Genomic DNA, 19,160 nt, shown 5'->3' with positions numbered 1-19,160 from the left:
TCTGATGGACACGTCGGAGGACATCCTGCAACAGGCATCCCCGGACCTGGTCCGGGGATCGGAGACGGCTCGCCGCAGCAAAGCGGCGCGCCTGTCGCCGTCCTTCATCTCCTGGCTGCAGGCCGGGCCGATGATGCTGGTGTTTCTCGCCTTCTTCCTGATCCCGCTCGTCTTCGTCATCATCGTCTCGTTCTGGGACTACAACGAGTATCAATTGCTGCCGGCCTTCTCGGGCCGCGGCTACACCGACACGTTCGAAGGATGCATCGCGCAGCTCCCTGATCTCTGTACGATCGGGCGAACCTATGTGAAGACGTTGAAGCTCTGTGTGATGGTGTGGGCGATCACGCTTTTCATCGGCTTCTGGGTCGCCTACTTCCTCGCCTTCCACGTCAGGTCCAAGACCTGGCAGATGGGACTGTCGCTGCTCTGCACGATCCCGTTCTGGACCTCCAACGTCATCCGCATGATCGCCTGGATTCCGCTGCTCGGTCGCAACGGCCTGGTGAACTCCGGCCTGGTCAAGAGCGGACTGATCAACCAGCCGCTGGAATGGCTGCTGTTCTCCGAATTCTCCGTGGTGCTGGCGCTGGTGCACCTTTTCACCTTCTTCATGGTGGTGCCGATCTTCAATTCGATGGTGCGCATCGACAAGTCGCTGATCGAGGCGGCCTACGACGCCGGCGCAACCGGCTTCCAGACGCTCGTCAACGTCATCATTCCCCTGGCTAAACCCGGCATCGTGATCGGCTCGATCTTCGTCATCACCATCGTGATGGGCGACTTCATCACCATCGGCGTGATGGGTGGCCAGCAGATCGCCTCTGCCGGCAAGATCATCGAGACACGGGTGAACGCGCTGCAATTCCCGGCCGCGGCCGCGAATGCCGTGATCCTGCTCGTCATTACCTTCCTGATCATCACCATGATGTCGCGCATCGTCGACATCAAGAAGGAGCTGTAAGCGATGACGGAGGGCCGCCCGCGCAGCTTCTACGTGCTTGCGATCTTCTTCGCGGCTTATGTGCTATTTCTGTACGGACCGATGATCGCGATCTACGTCCTGTCATTCCAGGGCCCGCAGGGCGGCCTCACCTTTCCGATGAACGGGGTCTCGACCTTCTGGCTGTCCAAACTGTTCCAGGGCACCGGCATCGTCGACCTCGGCGCCGCCTTCCGCCGCTCGCTGCTGCTCGGTCTCATCGTGATGGCTGCGACCGTCGTGCTGTCGGTCGCCGCCGGGATGGCGTTTCGCCGCAAGTTCAAAGCGCAAAGCATCCTGTTCTACTCGGCGATCGCGAGCCTCATCGTGCCCTCGATCATCACCTCGCTCGGCATCTCGCTTGAATTCCGCATCATCGACGATCTGATCAAGGCGCACTGGAACGACAACTTCGAGACCTCGATGGGCCTGCTCACCTCGGGCCTCGGCGCGCATCTGACCTGGACGCTGCCGTTCGGCCTGCTCATCATGTTCGCGATCTTCAACCGCTTCGATCCCAGGCTCGAGGAAGCCGCGCGCGATCTCGGTGCGACGCCGTGGCAGGCCTTCCGACATGTCGTGCTACCGATCATCCTGCCCTCCGTGATCGGCATTGGACTGTTCGGCTTCACGCTGTCGTGGGACGAACTCGCGCGTTCCAGCCAGGCGATCGGGGCGGTGAACACGCTGCCTCTCGATCTCCAGGGCCTCACCACCACCGTGACGAACCCTGACATCTATGCGCTCGGCACCGTAATCTCGGCCGTATCGTTCACGGTGATCACGCTTGCACTTGGCACCATCCACATGCTCAACAAGCGGCAGGCGGCCAAAGGCTCGGACGCCGGCAAAGGGCTTGTCTGACAAGGGGCTTGTCTGATCTGATGCGGCTTCACGTCGTCAATCCCAACACCACTGTGACCATGACGGCGAAGATCGCCGCTGCCGCGCGCGCGGTCGCCCTCCCCGACACGATGATCGACGCGCGCCAGCCGGCGATGGGCCCGGTCTCGATCGAGGGCTTTTACGACGAGGCATTCGCGGTGCCCGGCATGCTCGGCTGCATCCGCGACGCCGACCGCGACGGCGCGGACGCGCACATCATCGCCTGCTTCGACGACACCGGCCTCGACGCCGCGCGCGCCGCCGCGAAAGCGCCGGTGATCGGCATTGGCGAGGCCGGCTTCCACGTCGCGAGCCTGGTCGCTGCGCGCTTCGCCGTGGTGACGACGCTCGGTGTCTCCATCGTGCCGATCGAGCATAACTTACGGAAATACGGCCTCGCCGAGCGCTGTGCCCGCGTCCGCGCCGCTGAGGTCCCCGTGCTCGCGCTCGAGGAGCGCAACACCGGGGCGCTCGCAAAAATCTCCGCGGAGATCACGGCCGCGATCCGCGACGACCGCGCAGAGGCCATCGTGCTTGGCTGCGCCGGAATGGCCGATCTCGCTGCAGAACTCGCCGCCACGCACGGCCTGCCCGTGATCGACGGCGTCGCCGCCGCGGTGACCTTGGCGGAATCACTGGTGCGACTGGGACTGAAGACCTCCCGGCTCGGGCCCTATGCGGCGCCGCGATCGAAGACCTATTCCGGGCCGTTTTCGCCGTTTCAGCCCTAGACCTTAGTCAGCGGACTGGCTTAGGGTTTAGTGTATTGCACGTTGTTTTATCACGTTTCGAATGATACTATTTTTAGTAGAGTGCAACTACTACGACTTTTCCAGATCTATAATTGGCAAATGGCACCTGCGCCGCTGGCGTGCACAAAAAAATGACCGCAGACCACGAATTTGGTGGGCAACATACCGAGCTCAAACTCTCGATCGTCGAGGGCTACTTAAGCGCCTTTGCCCAAGCGCTTCGTCCTCACTTCAAGAACCTTTGGTACATTGATGCCTTCGCGGGCACAGGCACTCGAACGGTAAGAACAGAACGACAAGGTGCGACGTTAGTCGAGACACCCGTCGAGGAAGTAATCGAGCGGCGACGCGGCTCGGCTCAAATTGCATTGGATGGGCGGCCCGAATTCGACTTCCTCGTCTTTATCGAAAAGAACCGCAGCTATGTCTCCGCGCTGAACGACCTGGCCGCAAAGAACCTACAGCGCAGGATCGTTGTTGCAGAAGAAGACGCTAATTCCGCTCTGAAGAGGCTTGTCGCCAACAATAGCTGGAAAGATAAGCGAGCTGTGGTCTTTCTTGACCCGTATGGAATGGAGGTGGAGTGGACAACTCTTCAAGCACTCGCTGGAACACAGGCGATCGACGTCTGGTTTTTGTTTCCGTTGGCAGGATTGTTCCGGCAGGCCACTAGGAAGCTAACGGACATCGACGAGCACAAGCGGGCCGCACTGACAAGGATGTTTGGCTCGGAATCTTGGGAACAGGAACTCTATCCGAACGTCGGCGATCCAGACATGTTCGGTGTGTTACCCGAACGTCGCAGAGAGCTAGATCCGGCAGGACTGGAGCGCTACGTACGAAACCGGCTTGGAGAAATCTTCAGTGCAGTATTGAAGCCTCTTGCGCTACCAATCGATCGCGCACCTCAGATGTTCTCTCTCTTTTTGTGCATCTCCAATCGAACACCAGAAGCGATCGGGCTCGCCACGCGAATTGGAGACCACCTGTTAAATCCTAAGCGGCATCTCATCGTACGTCCGACCACGAAGTAGTCTGCCGGATGCCTTCTTGTTCCTACCGCCCCATTGTTTGAAGAAGAACGCTGTGCCGTTACGACGGCAAGCGATCTCAATTTCGTCCACCCACTTTGGGTCCATGGACCGAGCGCGGGGACCGCTCTCACCGCCAACGATCGCCCAATGAATGCCGGAGAGATCGGCAGTTGCCACAGATCCGAGCAGCGGCTCGAACGAAATAAACCTGATCGCTGCACGCACCCGTCGTAGATCATTGATGCGATCAAGACAATCTGCGTTCTCGACGCTGGCACCAAGCCAGACATTTTGAAGCGTTGGCAGAGCCTCTGTGATCTCAGCCATCCGGTTGGGACGCTTGGTTAGGATTTGATAAGTGTGCTGCGGTGTCGCCTGCATCGTCGACCACACCTCGCGAACAAAACTCTCTGGCACATTCGCGTGGAAAAGATCGGACATGGAGTTCACAAAAATTTGGCGCGGCTTGCGCCAAGCTTTGGGCGCTTCAAGTGCTCGGCGATCGAGGGTTAACTTACCGGTCCAAACAGCTCGTCCGCCGCTCTTTCGAGTTAGACCGCGATATTTTTCAACCCCCATAGCTTCAAGTCGCGCGGCCATGCGCATCGCGTAGCAGTTGGTGCAGCCAGGCGAGAGCACCGTGCAACCCGCTACAGGATTCCAAGTTGCGTCGGTCCACTCTATTGAAGTCTCGGCCATCGTGCATCCTCCCGGCGCTCAGACCTGCCAGAGTGCAGTAAATTATCCCTAAGGGTCTTTAGTTGCAGCCGTCCTTTGCGCCAAGCACGGCCTGCCCGTGGTCGACGGCGTCGCCGCCGCGGTGACGCTTGCGGAATCGCTGGTGCGACTCGGGCCCTATGCGGCGCCGCGATCGAATCCGGGCCGTTTTCGCCGTTTCAGCCCTGATCTTTGCCCCTGATGGGGCGTTCGGAGGCCTCAAGGCCTGCTGGTTGCTGGTTTTTTTGCTCTTAGCCTCTTTTTGGTCCCATTCCTTGCCGAAACCTAACGCTTTCGGGACGCCCCGGCGGCCTCAGGGTTGCCGGTCTTCGCCACTCACCAAGTTTCAATTTGGGTTTTGTCAGCGATGATCGATCTCGCAGAGGACGCACCGTCCAACCCGCTTTTTCGCCTCGGCGCCCAGCCCATCGCGCTGACCGCCGCCGCCCTCCTCCTGCTGATCGCCGGCGTGACATCGATCGCGATCTGGCGCGCCTATACCGGCGCAGCCCCGGAGACCGACCGGGTGGTGGCGTCGCGGCAGCTCCAGGCCCGCACCGCACAGGCGTCCGAGCAGCTTGTTGAGAAGACCAAGGGGCTGGAGGCGACCCAGCAGGAATCGATTGACCAGCTCCAGGTCGTTCAGGACCAGCTCCAGACTGTGAAGCGGTTGCTCGCATTCCAGCAGGCCGACACCAAGCGTCTGTCCGAGCAGGTCGCGACGCTGAACGAGTCCATCGACGGCCTTCGGCAGTCCTTTGCCAGCGCCCGGACCACCGAGGCCGAGCCCGCCTCGGTTACCCGCAGGAAACCGGCGCGGCACCGCGCCCAGGCGAGCGCACGCAAGCGCTCGCGCGGCTGAGCAGCCCGTAGCGCGACTTTAAATTTTTTGACTTGTGAACTGGATCACATTCGACCGTATGATTCCGCGCGATGCTCGCCGTCACCGGATGGCGTGAGCCGATTTCAATGTCCGGGGCTGGCAAGGTCGTTGACGGTATATTGCGTCAACGGCCTTGTTTTTTTGGCGGGTACAGCCAAGCCTATTCGCAGACATCCACACGGCGAAAACGCCAGCCCGACGGCGTCATGACGCGCTTCCGCACCACGTAGCAGCCGCCATAACCACCATCGTCGTAGCCGGTACCATAGTAATAGGGATTGCCGTAATAGGGTTGGCCGTAGCCGTAATAGCCGCCGTAGTAACCGGCGCCGGCGATACCCGCCCCGATGGCGATCCCCGGCCAGAAGCCGCCACCACGCCAGCCGCCCCCATGGCCCCAGCCACCGCCGTGGCCCCAGCCGCCACTACCATGTCCGAAACCCCGCGCTTGTGCCGCCTGCGGAGCCGACAGTCCGACTGCCGCGACGGCCAGCGCCGCCATCATTATCTTGCGTAACATCACTCGATCCTCCGCGTGGACACGCTCCACGCTCAAAGCAGGACCAAGCTAGCGCCCCTAGGGCATTCCGGACAGCCACGCTGTCTCACTTCCGCGCGAGATCAGCAGCCGCGGCAGATGCTCTTGAGCTTCTTGTCGAGCATACGGTTCTCGGCGTTGACGGTGGCGTCAGCCGCCCCACCTGCGCCGGTGCCGGTGGTGACCCCGGGGGCGGCATTCGCACCGGACGATTGGGCCGTACCCAGACTGTTGGTGCCGGGCGGCGGAGCCGGAGAATTGGCGACGCCTCCCGCCGATCCCGCAGAGCCGCCGGTCGTCTGCGCGAACGATACGGCCGGCATCGCCGCAAGGGCAAAGATCACGAGGACGGTCTCGATTGAACGGGTTGTGGACGATCTGGCCATCGGAAATTCTCCTTCGCCGGTCAACGGCCGCAGCCAGGACCGGTTCCGGAACAAATGCCGTCGCATCAGCTTGAAAGCGGGAAGGCAGGCACGATCATGCGCAAACTGATCGCGTTCGACGAGGCAAACCAGACAGGCGAAATCAGATGACGGATCGCGATCCTTTTGCAGAGGGCGAACGTGCCGCGCGCGAGAACATTCCGACTGAGGCCAATCCTTACCTGGACGGCAGCGACGAGCATGCGCTGTGGGCCGCCGGACACGAGAAGGTCGCAAGCGCAATCGAAGCGAGAACCCCCGAAGGAAGCTGACGCTTCGTCTCCCGGGCGCAGCCGATCGCTATGCGGCCGCCACCATCTTCTCGGTCCGGTCCTCGACCATGGTCACGAACATGTGGGACTCTTCGCCCGCGCCGCCGATCTGGACACGGCGGGCGGAGATCACGCGGCGCCCGCGCGCGGGATTGTCGATGGTATCGACGATCGGCTCGAGTTGCTGCTTCTGCGCCAGAAGCTGCTTGTCGCGCCGCTCGATCAATTCGGCCGCCTCCGCGGAGAACAGCTCCCGCGCGGTCTTGCCGATGATCTCGCCGCGCGACATGCCGATCATCTTCTCGGCAGCCTTGTTGACGAAGACGTAACGCAGGTTGCGCGCATCCTTGGCGATGATGCCCTCGGCCACGTTTTCGATGATGGTGGCGAGGAAGCGCTCCATCCGCTCGAGAATGCGCTCGCGCTGACGCAGCTCGGTGACGTCTTCCTGCACCGAGACCCAGCCGCCGCCATCCATCGGACGCTCGTAGATCCTGATGATGCGGCCGTCGTTCAAGGCGATCTCGTTGGCTGCGGGCTCGCGCCTGGCGATGCGGTCGAGAACCGCCGCCAGATATTTCGCGACGTCGCCGCTGAACAACCCGCTCTTGACCCGATGCTGCAGGATCTCCTCGAGCGTCGATCCCGCCTGGATCGTCTCCGGCAGATTGTAGATCTGGCGGTAGTTGGAGTTCATCGCGACCACATTGGCCCTGCCGTCGAGCATGATCAGGCCCTGCGGCATGCTGTTGATCGCGGCCGACAGCTGCCACTTCTTGGCCTGGTACTTGTCGTTGAACTTGTCGCGCTCGGTCATCGCCGCGTCGCGCGCCTGCGCGGTGCCGAGTTCGAGCTCCTCGAGCTCGAAGATGCGCGCCACCGCGTCGCGGAAGTTCTGCACGGCGCGCGCAAGATGTCCGATCTCGTCGTGACGGCCGCGATGCGGCACCACGCTCTTGACGTCGCCGCTGGCAATGCGGTCGGTCGCTTGCGTGATCTCAGCCAGCGCCCCGACCACCGAGCCCCGCATCACGACGACGTTCAGCCCCGCGAAAATGAGCGCCGCGAGCCCGAGCGCGAACAAATAAGCCGCGGCATAGCGGTTCTCGTTGGCAAGTTCGTCCGCCTCGCTGGCGGGCTGCCTGTAGATGCGTTCGAGCGCCTCCAGATCGAGGTTGAGCTTGTTGCGTAGCGTCCGGTTGGCGTCGTTATCGCCCCATTCGCGCGCCGCGGCCGGACTGATCTCCAGCCCGCGCCGAACAAGCTCCCGACGAAATTCGATGAATTGCGCGATGCGCTGGCGGAAGCTCGAGACTTGCTCGGCATCGTCGTCGGCGACGGTCCGCTCCATGCTCTTCACCGCCTCGGCGAGCTCGCGGTTACGGCGCACCAGACCGTCAGCGAACGGCTTCATCGCGCCGCGATCGGAGGACATGTAGATGCCGCGCGATTCCATGACGATGGCGTAGATCAGCGTGTTGATGCGCCCGACATTGATCGCGGCCTCCGCCGAGGAGGCGTGCATGTGGCGGTAGGTCGTCTGCAGGCGGACGGTCTGGATCGACATCACCAGCAGGAAGGTGGTGACGATCGCGAGAAAGCCCGCAATGCTGTAGACCTTCTCCGCAACGCTCAGCGTATCCACGCCACGAACGAAGCGAACGAGCTTTTTCAGAAATTTGGTTCCGGCGCCGAGCCCGGATCCCAGCGCCGCCGCATCCATGGCGCTACTCCTCCTGGTTGAAAACGCCCCACGATACCGTCGCGGCGCTAGCGGAGGCTTAAAGTTACAACCGGTATTTTTACGGCATAGAGCCGGGATGCTGGGATCGAGCCGGCACCGCTCGTGCCTCAGCCGATCCGCTTCAAGCCGTTCTTGAAGCGTGGGCCGTTGGCGACATAGAATCTGGCGGCGCTACCCATCTTCTGCACCTGGGCGTCGTCGAGCGTGCGGATCACACGCGCCGGCGAGCCGATGATCAGGGACCGTTCGGGGAACTCCTTGCCCTCGGTGATGACGGAGCCGGCGCCGACGATGCTGTTGCGGCCGATCCTGGCGCCGTTCATCACGATCGAGCCCATGCCGACAAGCGCGCCCTCCTCGATGGTGCAGCCGTGCAGGATGACGTTGTGGCCGACCGTGCAGTTGCTGCCGATGTGAAGCGGAAAGCCGAGGTCGGTGTGGCAGGTCGAGCCGTCCTGTACGTTGGCGCCCTCGCCGATCTCGATCCACTCATTGTCGCCGCGCAGCACCGCGCCGAACCAGACGCTCGCACCCGGCTTCAGGCGCACGCGGCCGATGACGGTGGCGGTCTCCGCGATGAAGTAATTGCCGTCGGCGGGAAGGTCGGGCGCCTGCCCGTCGAGCTCGTAGATCGCCATAAGGGTCTCCTGTCGCGTCAACCCCAGCCATAGCGAAACGGAGGCCTTGGCGCAAAGGGCCGCCGTGCCGGCAGCCCTTAAAGCGCGCGCATCAGACCAGAACGCCGGCCGCGCGCAGCGTCATCAGGAAGAAGGTGCCGCTCATCATGCTCCAGAAGCCGGCAATGACGGTCGCTATCATCACGAATTCGACGCGGCGGCTTTCCACCTTCATGCCGCCCAGGGTGTTGCGCATGATGATGAAGGGCGCGGCGAACACCAGGAACGGAACTGCCGCGAAAGTCTTCGGCGCCACGCCGTCCTGCAACAGGCCGAAGCCGGCGGGCCGCTGCGCGACCGCCTGGTATCCGCTCACGAGCGCGCCCGCGAGCGCGAAACCGATGCAGATCGAGAAGAAAGTATTGAGAGCTTCAGGTGTCATCGGAACGGTCCGCCTTACGCAACGCCGGAGCCTTTCCTGTGACAAATAGTGCCGGTTAACGCTACATTATCCTTAAGGGAAGGTTAACGCCGCCGGCCATCCCACGCAGGCCCCTCTCCCTTCCCCGCAGCCGGCGAACGCTCCGCGAAATCGCCGTCGCGTGGCATATTCGCCGCTGATTCGTCGGCCATCGGCCGACTTCCGGTTCATTCGCGCGGCTCATGACGGTGATTTCGGCAACCTCCCCTCAGTCTCCCCGGACGCGCACCCGGGCGCACGTCGTCCCGATCGTGCTCGGCGGCACGGCTGCGGTGTGCGCGGTCGCGCTCGTCGCCTATTTGTTGTGGCCGACCTGGGGCCCGAGCGGCGCAAACGCCCCGGACAAGCTGCCGGTGAGCGTCGGCGGCACGCTGTTCAACCTGCCGACGACTGCGATCCGCATGAAGATCCAGCGCCACTCAGGCCCGCAGGAACGGATCGATCTCGACTTCCTGTATCCGTCGCTGGAACCGCCGGGCGCGCCGAAGCACGTCACCGCCGATAGCGTGGATGCGGCGATGCAGCCGATCGACCGCATCTTCCTGTCGATCGCCGCGCATCGCGATGGGCTCTCGCCCGAGCAGCGCACCGCCACGATCTATCCGCGCTATCTCGACCAGGCCGCGGCAATGCCCGCGGACGGGCTGACGATGCGGACGTTCCGCGCCGATACGCCTTACGGCAGCGAGGACTTCTACTCCGCCGCAAGTCCCGCGCTGACCGCGCGCTGCACGCGCGATGCGGCGACGCCCGGCATGTGCCTCGCCGAACGTCGCGTCGGCGGCGCCGACCTCACCTTCCGCTTTCCGCGGAGCTGGCTGTCGCAATGGCGCGACGCGGCGGAAGCGATGGACCGGCTCACCGCGCAGTTGCGCGGGCCAAGGAGCTAATACTCGTGGTGACGATTATTCCTGATCGACGAGATCGTCCTCGAGGATCGCCATCTGGAACTGGAATGAGCGATCATCGTCCTCGTCATCGACGAAGAGCACGCCGATGAACTCCTCGCCGATATAGACCTCGGCGGAATCATCCTTCTTCGGCCGCGGCACGACGCGGATCTTGGAATTGCCGAATACGCGTTTCAGATACGCGTCGAGCTTCCTTACTTCCTTGACGTCCACGGCAAGTCTCCAATCGAAATCTGGGTTGGCGGGGTTTTAGGACGAGACGCGACGAACCGCCAGCATGAATTGCCAAAGAATTTGGGGACGAAAGGGCCGGAAAATCCGGCCCTTCCGGCAACCTCAAAGCCCCGTCTCAGAGTCCCATCTCAAAGTCCCATGGCGTTGATCATCTGATCCATGGTGCGCGACGGCTCGGCGCAGCCGGCTTCGCCGACGACCTTGGCGGGCACGCCCGCGACGGTGACGTTGTGCGGCACCGGCTTGACCACGACCGAGCCCGCCGCGATGCGCGCGCAATGGCCGATCTCGATGTTGCCGAGGATCTTTGCGCCGGCGCCGATCAGGACGCCGTGGCGGATTTTCGGATGACGGTCCTCGTTCTCCTTGCCGGTGCCGCCGAGCGTGACGCCATGCAGGATCGAGACATCGTCCTCGATAAGCGCCGTCTCACCGCAGACGAAGCCGGTGGCGTGATCGAGGAAGATGCCGCGGCCGATGCGCGCGGCGGGATTGATGTCGGTCTGGAACACCGCAGACGCCCGGCTCTGGAGATAATACGCAAAATCCTTGCGGCCCTTCAGATAGAGCCAATGCGCCAGGCGGTGGGTCTGGATGGCGTGAAAGCCCTTGAAATAGAGCAAGGGATCGATGAAGCGCGAGGTCGCGGGGTCGCGGTCGTAGACGGCGACGAGATCGGCGCGGAAGGCGTTGCCGAGATCGGGATCGTCGCGCAGCGCCTCGTCATAGGTCTGGCGCACGAGATCGCCGGACAGCGCGGAGTGATCGAGCCGGTCGGCGACCCGATGGATCACCGCATCTTCCAGGCGGCTGTGATGCAGCACTGTCGAATAGATGAAGGTCGCAAGCTCCGGTTCGCGGTGGACGATGTCCTCCGCTTCGCCGCGGATCCGCTCCCAGATCGGATCAAGCGTTGCGAGCTTTCCTCCCGGATTGACCTGATGCACTGCCATGAGATCTGCTCTTTCGAATTGGCTCGTTTTGCTGGCTCTATAACACAGTCTAGGCGACAAAGTCCTGACGGGCTTGCCTGAGAGCGAACAGTGCGTTGCCCCGCGAAAGCACGCCAACGCGTTGAATCACAACAGTTTCTTCCGACGCCCCCAAGCGGCAAGGTCGGCTCAAAATGGTCAGGGTTTTGCCAAATTCAAGCCGGGCGGCGTCAAACTATTGGTGAATTCCGCCTCAACGGTAATTGCGGGCATGGTCCGGGCGAGGACGGAGCGGATTTGACCAGCACCACCGATCATTTGCGCGCAGGCGCCGCGGGCTCATTTTGGCTGCGGCTGGCCGCGGTGGCTCTGCCGCTCCTGATGATCGCGCCGGCGTTCTGGAACGGCTATCCGCTGTTGCAATGGGATACCGGCGGCTATCTCGCACGCTGGTACGAGGGCTATCTTGTCCCGAGCCGCTCCGCCGTGTTCGGCCTCTACCTGCATTATGGCGAGAGTTTTGGTTTCTGGATCAACCTCGCGGTCCAGTCGGTGGCGACGCTGTGGCTGTTGCAGCTCACCTTGCGCGTGCTCGGCCTGATGCAGACGTTCCGCTTCGTCGCGATCAGCCTGCTCCTGATCCTGTCGACCGCGCTACCCTGGCTCGCCAGCATGCTGCTCACCGACATCTTTGCCGGATTGGGGGTGCTGTCGCTGTTCCTCCTGGTCGTCGGTGGACAGCGGACCTCGGTGCTCGAAAAAATCTCGCTGTTCGTCTTCACCGCCTTTGCCGCCGCAACCCACAGCGCCACGCTCGGCGTGCTGCTCGGGCTCTGCATCGCGGGCTGGATGGCGCGACCGTTGCTGGGGCGCCGGCTTCCGATCGCCGGATTGGCCCAAGCGAGCATGACGATCGTCGCCGGCGGCCTGATGCTGGTGTCGGCGAACCATGCCTTGTCTGGCAAATGGGCCTGGACGCCCGGCGGCTACGGCGTTGCGTTCGGTCGCATGATGCAGGACGGCATCGTCGCGCGTTATCTTGGCGATCACTGCGCGCGCGAAACCTTCAAGCTCTGTCCGTATCGCAATGAGCTGCCGGCCAGCGCCGACGAGTTCCTGTGGGGCAAGAGCATGTTCAACACGCTCGGCCGCTTCGAAGGCATGAACGACGAGATGGGCTACATTGTCGTGCATTCGCTCGCCGACTATCCGGCGTGGCAGGCCGGCGCAGCCCTGAGAGCCATCGGCCGGCAATTGCTGCATGTGGCGACGGGCGAAGGCACCAATGGCTGGATCCCGCACACCTATGGCATCATCGAGCGCTACATCCCCGCGCAGGTCGCGCCGATGCGCGCGGCGCGCCAGCAGCACTGGGCAGTCAATTTCGACGACGTCAACCGGCTGCACGTTCCCGTCGCGCTGGCCTCGATGCTGGCGCTGGTCGTGCTGCTCGCGCTTTCGCTCAGGAATCGCCGGCTCGACGATCTGACACTGCTGGCAGCAACCGTCGTGCTGGCGCTGGTCGGCAACGCCTTCATCTGCGGCGTGATCTCGGGCCCACACGACCGCTATGGCGCGCGGATGGTATGGGTCGGCACCTTCGTGGTGCTGATGGCTCTGGCGCGGCGCTTGAGCGACGACGAACCGGCGGACGAGATTTCAGCCGCGGCGTGACAGGAAATCGAGCACGCCGGTTTTGTAGACCTTGTCGCCGACCGCGCGCATGTGATCGCGGTTCGGAATGTCGAGCACTTCCGAGCCCGGGATGATGGCACCGAGTGCGCTGGCGGAGCCCGCGACGTCGTCGGTACTGCCGACCGCGATCAGCACGGGCACATCGATGCGCGCGGCTTCATCCTTCGTCATGAGATCGCGCGTGCCGCGCAGGCAGGCGGCCAGCGCCTTGCGGTCGGAACGGGTCTGATCGGCGAACGCGCGAAAGGTGCGCCCGACGGGATCGGAGACGTCGTCGAGAGAAGGCGCTTCCAGCGCCTTCGCCACGTTCTCGCCCGGCCCCGAGCCCTCGATCAGGCCGCCGATACCGATGCCGCCCAGGATTGCCGAACGCAGGCGCTGCGGCTCGTTGAGGGAGAGCCAGGCCGTCATCCGTCCGCCCATCGAATAACCCATGAGATCGGCCTGCGGGATGGCGAGGTGATCCATCAGCGCGAGCACGTCGCCGGCCATGGTCGGGATCGAGTACTGCGCGGGCTCGTAGAGCTTTGCGCTTTCGCCATGGCCGCGATTGTCGAGCGCAACGACGCGGCGGCCGTTCTTGCGCAGTTCCGAGACCCAGGTCGGATAGACCCAGTTCACGTTCTTGCTGGAGGCAAAGCCGTGCACCAGGATGATCGGATCGCCCTCGCCTTCGTCGAGATAGGCAATTTCAACGGCGCCGTTGTGAAAGCTCGGCATCATCAGTTCCGCAATCTTGAGGGGAAGAGGTCGATCTTAGGCCGTGACGGCAGCGCTTGCCAGAGCGGCTTCGGCCGCGATCCGGGCCCGGCGAAGTCGCCGCGCCCGTCTGCGATCGCACCAGGCCTGGGTCAGGCGCTCCGTCGTCGCCTTGATCGAAGACAACAGGCCGAACAGCGTCAGGGCCGCACCGAACAGCCAGAGCGCGAGATCGAACGCACCGCCGATCAGCAGCAGCGCGCCGCGGCCGAGCAGCTTCATGATCGCGCGCGTCTTGCCGCCCTGCGCTTCCGCGAGCCGCGCCGCGCGTGCGACGTCCTTGGGACCTTCGGCGATGCGTAAGCTATCCATCGCGCCGCGCGTGCCGGTCTTCTCGACGACACGCGTGACGTCCTTGCCGAGCCGAACCAGCGCCCCGGCCTTCTCGACGCGGAACGCGGCCTTGATCGCGCTGACGGTCTCGCCCGGACGGAACACCGAACCCTTTGCGACCGCATTCTGAAGCATCGGCGCGTCGACCACCTCGCGCGCGGACCGGCCGGCCCACACCGCGAGCCCTTCGCCGAGCCGTCCCACCTTGCGAGCATCCTTCACCAGCGTCAGTCCGGCGCGCACCGGCGCGGCGCCGCCAACCGAGACGTAAGTCACGGCCGTCACCGCAAGTCCCGCAGTCGCAAGGCCGAGCACCAGGCGATCGGTCTCCTCGCCCATGGCGAGGTGCTTGCCCTCGCGCACGACGTCCCTGATATCGCCGATCACGAAGAGATCGCCGGCCACGGTTCCCGACAGGCTCGCAACATCGTCCGCGTTGCCGGTGACGAGGCCGGTGGCAAACCGTTTTGCGAAATGCGAGGTGGAATTTTCGGCTTTGACCGCGTCGCTGACACGGCTCAGGAGATCGTCAGGCAGCGCGATGTTGCGGTCGCGCGCCAGCGCGACAAAACTGTCGGCGAGATCGGCATCGCCCGATGCGAGCGCAGCCTCGATGTTGTCCTGAATGAGGCGATCGTTGTGCCGCAGCAGCGCGTCGAGCTTGATGTCGGAGAGCGCGGCGGGATCGTCCTGGACGGCCAGAATCGCGCCGGCCTCGCGGGCATGCGGCGCTACCTGCGCGAGCATGAAGCTGCATGCCGCGATACCGGTCAACGCTGTGCTGATTCGCAGCCACTTCATGCGGAAAGCCTGGACGGTCCTGAGATCGTTGACGCCTGACGGTTCGTCTTTCGTCGCAATTACGCTCGTCAACAGACATAGTATGCCAAAATTGCGACACAACGTCCCCGACGAAAGAAGGGCTTCTCTCAGGCCGCAAGATTGTGTCGAATTTGCATGAGCAAACGAGCATGGGGCAATTGCGGAGCTTTCGGTTCCGCTGGACTAGCAATCATCTGCACCCACCAGTATGGTCCGCGGCGCCTCAATAATGCCGCGTCAGTTCTGATAGTATCTGCCGCCATTGCCACTCCAGGATGAGTTACGATGTCCGACCATGTCGTCCCGCACTTCCATAACGATGCCGGTGTCCCCGTCATCGAGATCGGCTCGCAAGAGTTCATGTGCGTGGGCGCCAATCCTCCGTTCGATCATCCGCACGTCTTCCTCGACCTCGGCAACGACAACGAGATCATCTGCCCCTACTGCTCCACGCTGTACCGCTTCGCCGCCGACCTGAAGGCGGGCGAAGCCCGTCCGCCGGAATGCGTCCTGAAGGACAAGGTGGCCTGACCGCGTCCATCGGTCAGGGGTGGCGCTCTCCCGAACGATTGTCATCGCCGGTGCCGGCATAGGTGGACTGACGGGTGCGCTTGCGCTCGCGGCCCGCGGCTTCCGCATCGTCGTACTGGAAAAGGCCGAGCGGCTCGAGGAAGTCGGCGCCGGTCTGCAACTCTCCCCCAATGCCAGCCGCGTGCTGGTCGAGCTCGGCCTCAGCGAGCGCCTCAAGCTGCGCGCCGTGATCCCGGAGGCGGTCTCGATCATGAGCGCGCGGGCCGGTGGCGAGCTTTTGCGCATGCCGCTGGGAGAAGCCGCCACGGCGCGCGCCGGCGCTCCCTATTGGGTGGTGCACCGCGCCGACCTGCAATCCGCCCTCGCCGGCGCAGTCTCCGACCATCCTGACATCGACCTGAAACTCGGCGCGACCTTCGAAGACGTCGCGCCTCACGCCAAGGGGCTGACCGTCGTCCACCGCAGCGGCACGATCCGCCGCAGCGATCTCGCCAGTGCGCTGATCGGCGCCGACGGCATCTGGTCGACGGTGCGCCAGCATCTGTTTCCCGAGGTGCAGCCGCGCTTCTCCGGGTTGATCGCCTGGCGCGGCACGCTCGATGCCACGCAACTGCCGAAGGATTACACCGCGCGCCGGATCCAGCTCTGGATGGGTCCGAACGCCCATCTCGTCGCCTACCCGATCGCGGGCGGACGCCAGATCAACGTGGTCGCGGTGCTGCCGGGCACCTGGAACAGGCCGGGCTGGAGCACGCCCGGCGATCCCCGCGAGGTGATGGACGCCTTCGCTGCGCCACGCTGGCCGCCACCGGCGCGCATGATGCTCGCCACGGTCGATAGCTGGCGGAAATGGGCGCTGTTCGGCGTGCCTGACGACTGTCCCTGGAGCAAAGGTCCGGTCGCACTGCTCGGCGACGCCGTGCATGCGATGCTGCCGTTTGCGGCCCAGGGTGCCGGCATGGCGATCGAGGATGCCGCCGTGCTCGCGCAGCATTTGAGCCTTGAGGCCGCCGAGAGCACCGCGGGCATCACGGCTGCGCTGAGACAATACGGCCGTACGCGCCAGGCGCGCGTGCGGCGGGTGCAGCGGACCGCGCGGCAGCAGGGCCGCATCTATCATTTCAGCGGGCCGCTCGCGTTCGCACGCGATCTTGCTATCCGCGCGCTCGGCCCGGACCGCATGCTGGCGCGGCAGGACTGGATCCACGACTGGCGGGCGTAGCGCATCAGTTGACGGCGCCGCCTGACTTCGGCCTGGACGGCTTGGCGGCAACTGCCGGTGCGGGCGGAGCCGCCGGCTTAGCGGGCGGCTCAGCCGCCGCCATATCGCTCTCGCGGCACCTGTTCTTGCGCCAGGTCTCCTCCATCAGCTTCTGCTGTCCCCGCGTGGCGATGTAGTCGTTGCGATAGGCGAGCTCGACCACCACGGCGCCGCCCGCCCCGGTCTCGGCCTTGGCCATCAGCCGCTCGAGATCCGCGACGCGATTGACGAGATTTTTGCGCTCGGGTGCGAGTTGCTTGCAATCCCAGAGGTCATAGCGGGCCGGATCGACGAAGGCCGGGCTGATGGTGTCGCTGACGCTCGCGCAGCCGCCGAGCGCCGCACAGAGCAAGCTCAGCGGAAGCAGCGTGCGCACAGGGCGACAGCGAGAGAGAAACGAAACAGGCATGCCGGATGAATAGTCCCCGTGGATTGAGAATGCCTAAAGCAGCAACGGATGTCCGGATTGAGGCTTTGCCTTGTGCGGCCGGCTCGCTTAAGGAAGAACCGCCCCTCCGGCCCACCAAGCGCCAATTCCAGACGGCCGGCAAGGGACTTAAGTGATTGATCTCGTTGGATCAAGCGGGCATGGCGGAATTGGTAGACGCAAGGGACTTAAAATCCCTCGGCGCGCAAGCGCTGTGCCGGTTCGACCCCGGCTGCCCGCACCACGAGAGCTGCGCCGATGGTCCGGCGGAGCAACGCGTCGGCACATCGCCGAAGCAAGCTGGTGCCGCCGGGACTGCCTAACAGCCGCGCTACGCGGCTTCGCCCGCGAACAGTGCGCTCACCAATTCTTGTCCGGCCCTGCTCCGCCTGTCAGCCATCTCGAAACATGCCTTGTGCGCCGCAGCATGGACGATAAGTAGAAGACCCATATCAGAGGTGAGCTTCTTGTCCGACGTCAATGCCGACGATTGGGTGTCCGCGGGACACCGGCCCATGGGTTTCCCCGAATTCGTCATCGTGATCGCGTCCATCATGGCGCTGAATCCGCTTGCGATGGACATGATGCTCCCGGCGCTGCCCAATATCGGGGCAGCTTTCCATATCCCCGCCGCCAACCATCTTCAGCTGGTGCTGTCGACCTTCCTGATCGGCTTTGGCGCAGGCCAGTTCGTCATGGGTCCGCTGTCGGACCGCTTCGGTCGCCGTCCGGTGCTGCTCGGCGGGATGGCGGTCTACGCGGTGGCGAGCGTGCTGGCGATTGCCGCGCCGTCGTTCGAGACGCTGCTGCTGGCGCGCGCACTGCAGGGCTTCGGCACCTCGGCGACGCGCGTGATCGCGACCTCGATCGTGCGCGACTGTTACGTAGGCCGCCGCATGGCGAGCGTGATGTCGCTTGCGATGATGATATTCATCGCCGTCCCCGTGATCGCGCCCTCCTTCGGACAGGCGGTGCTGCTGGTGACGCAATGGCGCGGCATCTTCGTCGTGCTGATGCTCTACGGTCTGCTCGCGCTCGCATGGTCCGTGCTGCGGCTGCCGGAGACCTTGCCTGAGAGCGAACGCAGGTCGCTTGCGCCGGCCGACGTGCTCACGGCCTACTGGCAGACCGTGACCCATCGCCAAACCATCGGCTACGCGCTCGCCGCTGGTAGCGTCATGGGTGCGCTGTTCGCCTACGTATTCTCGGCCCAGCAGGTCTTCACCGGCATCTATCACCTCGGCCATTATTTTCCGCTCGCCTTCGCCGCGATCGCGGCCGGCACCGCCATTGCCGGCTTTCTCAACGCGAGATTCGTCGGGACCCTCGGGATGCGCGTGATCTCACATGGGGCACTGACGCTCTACACCGCGGTGGCGGGCGTAATGCTGCTGACGGAAAGCCTCGGCGCGCTGCCGCTTCCGCTGTTCATGGTGCTCTCGGCCCTCATGATGTTCTCCTTCGGCATGATGGTCGCCAACTTCACCGCACTCGCCATGGAGCCGCAGGGCCACATCGCCGGCACGGCGTCCTCGCTCTACGGCTCGATAACGACGTTGATCGGCATCCTCGTCGGCATGGCGATCGGGCAAAGCTTCGACGGCACGCTGCTGCCGTTCTCGGTCGGCTTCTTCGTGTCGTCACTCGCTGCGCTTGCGATCGTGCTGGTGGTGGAAAAGGGACGGCTGTTCAAGCCGCATCATCGCCCCAGCGCGTGAGGAACTTCACGGCGCTCTCGATGTTGTACTGCAACAATCTGAAAAGGCGCTTCAATGGAATCGGAACACCGTAAAGACCACGACGCCGCGGAGCAGGCGAAAACGGAACGCACACCGTCGAGCGCCGACGCCGAGAAGGCCACCTCCACCGTTCCATTCGCGAGCGAAGGGCTCGAGCGGGTCCGCGACAGCCACTGCTGAGCGGAA

General features: G+C 63.8%; 23 protein-coding genes and 1 tRNA gene. 13 read left to right on the top strand and 11 right to left on the bottom strand.

All coding sequences use genetic code 11. The features are described from left to right. Positions 1-4 precede the first annotated feature (4 nt). From QCM77_RS36820 to tcmP, 4 genes are all read left to right on the top strand, one after another. Positions 5-964, top strand: a complete 960-nt coding sequence (locus tag QCM77_RS36820) for an ABC transporter permease (RefSeq protein ID WP_279660830.1) — start codon at positions 5-7, stop codon at positions 962-964. Positions 965-967: 3 nt separating this feature from the next. Further along, complete coding sequence (locus tag QCM77_RS36815) at positions 968-1,846, top strand: ABC transporter permease (protein WP_279660829.1); 879 nt, start codon at positions 968-970, stop codon at positions 1,844-1,846. 20 nt (positions 1,847-1,866) lie between these two features. After that, positions 1,867-2,598, top strand: a complete 732-nt coding sequence (locus tag QCM77_RS36810; protein ID WP_279660900.1) for an aspartate/glutamate racemase family protein — start codon at positions 1,867-1,869, stop codon at positions 2,596-2,598. A gap of 113 nt (positions 2,599-2,711) precedes the next feature. After that, positions 2,712-3,653 (top strand): three-Cys-motif partner protein TcmP, encoded by a 942-nt coding sequence (gene tcmP / locus QCM77_RS36805; RefSeq protein WP_347882421.1) that lies wholly within the window; start codon positions 2,712-2,714, stop codon positions 3,651-3,653. Here the strand turns inward: tcmP and QCM77_RS36800 are convergent. Beyond that, positions 3,609-4,352, bottom strand: coding sequence for a DUF5131 family protein (locus tag QCM77_RS36800; protein ID WP_279660828.1), 744 nt, complete (start codon positions 4,350-4,352; stop codon positions 3,609-3,611). The two genes, tcmP and QCM77_RS36800, sit on opposite strands and share 45 nt — an antisense overlap. 385 nt (positions 4,353-4,737) lie before the next feature. Here QCM77_RS36800 and QCM77_RS36795 point away from each other — a divergent pair, with 385 nt between their 5' ends. Continuing rightward, positions 4,738-5,232 carry a hypothetical protein gene (locus QCM77_RS36795; protein ID WP_279660827.1) on the top strand — a complete coding sequence of 165 codons (495 nt, stop codon included), beginning with the start codon at positions 4,738-4,740 and terminating at the stop codon, positions 5,230-5,232. A 181-nt stretch (positions 5,233-5,413) separates the two neighbouring features. Here the strand turns inward: QCM77_RS36795 and QCM77_RS36790 are convergent, their stop codons facing one another. After that, positions 5,414-5,773 carry a hypothetical protein gene (locus tag QCM77_RS36790; protein ID WP_279660826.1) on the bottom strand — a complete coding sequence of 120 codons (360 nt, stop codon included), beginning with the start codon at positions 5,771-5,773 and terminating at the stop codon, positions 5,414-5,416. 101 nt (positions 5,774-5,874) lie between these two features. Beyond that, entirely contained in the window at positions 5,875-6,177 is a 303-nt protein-coding gene (locus QCM77_RS36785; protein WP_279660825.1) for a hypothetical protein, read from the bottom strand. A 146-nt stretch (positions 6,178-6,323) separates the two neighbouring features. Between QCM77_RS36785 and QCM77_RS36780 the strand changes: the two genes are divergently transcribed. Beyond that, the gene (locus QCM77_RS36780) at positions 6,324-6,488 is read left to right on the top strand and encodes a hypothetical protein (protein WP_279660824.1); all 165 of its coding nucleotides are present in this window, start codon (positions 6,324-6,326) and stop codon (positions 6,486-6,488) included. 28 nt (positions 6,489-6,516) lie between these two features. Here QCM77_RS36780 and QCM77_RS36775 read toward each other — a convergent pair whose 3' ends face one another. The 3 genes from QCM77_RS36775 to QCM77_RS36765 all read right to left on the bottom strand — a co-directional run bounded on the left by QCM77_RS36775 (position 6,517) and on the right by QCM77_RS36765 (position 9,291). Then, positions 6,517-8,211, bottom strand: coding sequence for a PAS-domain containing protein (locus QCM77_RS36775; RefSeq protein ID WP_279660823.1), 1,695 nt, complete (start codon positions 8,209-8,211; stop codon positions 6,517-6,519). 128 nt (positions 8,212-8,339) lie between these two features. Further along, positions 8,340-8,870 (bottom strand): gamma carbonic anhydrase family protein, encoded by a 531-nt coding sequence (locus tag QCM77_RS36770; RefSeq protein ID WP_279660822.1) that lies wholly within the window; start codon positions 8,868-8,870, stop codon positions 8,340-8,342. 91 nt (positions 8,871-8,961) lie between these two features. After that, positions 8,962-9,291 (bottom strand): DUF6949 family protein, encoded by a 330-nt coding sequence (locus tag QCM77_RS36765; protein WP_279660821.1) that lies wholly within the window; start codon positions 9,289-9,291, stop codon positions 8,962-8,964. A gap of 221 nt (positions 9,292-9,512) precedes the next feature. Between QCM77_RS36765 and QCM77_RS36760 the strand changes: the two genes are divergently transcribed. Continuing rightward, entirely contained in the window at positions 9,513-10,220 is a 708-nt protein-coding gene (locus QCM77_RS36760) for a hypothetical protein (RefSeq protein ID WP_279660820.1), read from the top strand. Positions 10,221-10,235: 15 nt separating this feature from the next. Here QCM77_RS36760 and QCM77_RS36755 read toward each other — a convergent pair whose 3' ends face one another. Both QCM77_RS36755 and cysE read right to left on the bottom strand, forming a co-directional pair. Next, the gene (locus QCM77_RS36755; RefSeq protein ID WP_027567779.1) at positions 10,236-10,454 is read right to left on the bottom strand and encodes a DUF3126 family protein; all 219 of its coding nucleotides are present in this window, start codon (positions 10,452-10,454) and stop codon (positions 10,236-10,238) included. 149 nt (positions 10,455-10,603) lie between these two features. Further along, entirely contained in the window at positions 10,604-11,428 is an 825-nt protein-coding gene (gene cysE, locus QCM77_RS36750; RefSeq protein WP_279660819.1) for a serine O-acetyltransferase, read from the bottom strand. 276 nt (positions 11,429-11,704) lie between these two features. On the opposite strand from cysE, the gene QCM77_RS36745 reads away from it, so the two are divergent. Next, positions 11,705-13,081 carry a hypothetical protein gene (locus QCM77_RS36745; protein ID WP_279660818.1) on the top strand — a complete coding sequence of 459 codons (1,377 nt, stop codon included), beginning with the start codon at positions 11,705-11,707 and terminating at the stop codon, positions 13,079-13,081. Here QCM77_RS36745 and QCM77_RS36740 read toward each other — a convergent pair. Next, a complete protein-coding gene (locus QCM77_RS36740; protein WP_279660817.1) occupies positions 13,067-13,822 on the bottom strand; it encodes an alpha/beta fold hydrolase in 756 nt (251 codons plus the stop codon). The two genes, QCM77_RS36745 and QCM77_RS36740, sit on opposite strands and share 15 nt — an antisense overlap. Before the next feature lie 36 nt (positions 13,823-13,858). Continuing rightward, positions 13,859-14,995: a hypothetical protein gene (locus tag QCM77_RS36735; protein ID WP_279660816.1), complete on the bottom strand. Its 1,137-nt coding sequence runs from the start codon at positions 14,993-14,995 to the stop codon at positions 13,859-13,861. 306 nt (positions 14,996-15,301) lie between these two features. On the opposite strand from QCM77_RS36735, the gene QCM77_RS36730 reads away from it, so the two are divergent. Continuing rightward, a complete protein-coding gene (locus QCM77_RS36730) occupies positions 15,302-15,547 on the top strand; it encodes a zinc-finger domain-containing protein (protein WP_007602543.1) in 246 nt (81 codons plus the stop codon). 19 nt (positions 15,548-15,566) lie between these two features. Further along, positions 15,567-16,769 (top strand): FAD-dependent monooxygenase, encoded by a 1,203-nt coding sequence (locus tag QCM77_RS36725; RefSeq protein ID WP_279660815.1) that lies wholly within the window; start codon positions 15,567-15,569, stop codon positions 16,767-16,769. A gap of 4 nt (positions 16,770-16,773) precedes the next feature. Here the strand turns inward: QCM77_RS36725 and QCM77_RS36720 are convergent, their stop codons facing one another. After that, positions 16,774-17,184: a twin-arginine translocation pathway signal gene (locus QCM77_RS36720; RefSeq protein WP_279660814.1), complete on the bottom strand. Its 411-nt coding sequence runs from the start codon at positions 17,182-17,184 to the stop codon at positions 16,774-16,776. A gap of 206 nt (positions 17,185-17,390) precedes the next feature. On the opposite strand from QCM77_RS36720, the gene QCM77_RS36715 reads away from it, so the two are divergent. From QCM77_RS36715 to QCM77_RS36705, 3 genes are all read left to right on the top strand, one after another. Further along, positions 17,391-17,479, top strand: a tRNA-Leu gene (locus QCM77_RS36715). A 223-nt stretch (positions 17,480-17,702) separates the two neighbouring features. After that, entirely contained in the window at positions 17,703-18,953 is a 1,251-nt protein-coding gene (locus QCM77_RS36710; RefSeq protein ID WP_279660813.1) for a multidrug effflux MFS transporter, read from the top strand. Positions 18,954-19,007: 54 nt separating this feature from the next. Continuing rightward, positions 19,008-19,154, top strand: a complete 147-nt coding sequence (locus tag QCM77_RS36705) for a hypothetical protein (protein WP_279660812.1) — start codon at positions 19,008-19,010, stop codon at positions 19,152-19,154. Positions 19,155-19,160 lie beyond the last annotated feature (6 nt).

Origin of the sequence: Bradyrhizobium nivariense (assembly GCF_029846695.2) — a bacterium.
Taxonomy (GTDB): domain Bacteria; phylum Pseudomonadota; class Alphaproteobacteria; order Rhizobiales; family Xanthobacteraceae; genus Bradyrhizobium.
Note: the sequence above shows the minus strand (reverse complement) of the source record. Positions and strands in the feature narration are given on the sequence as shown.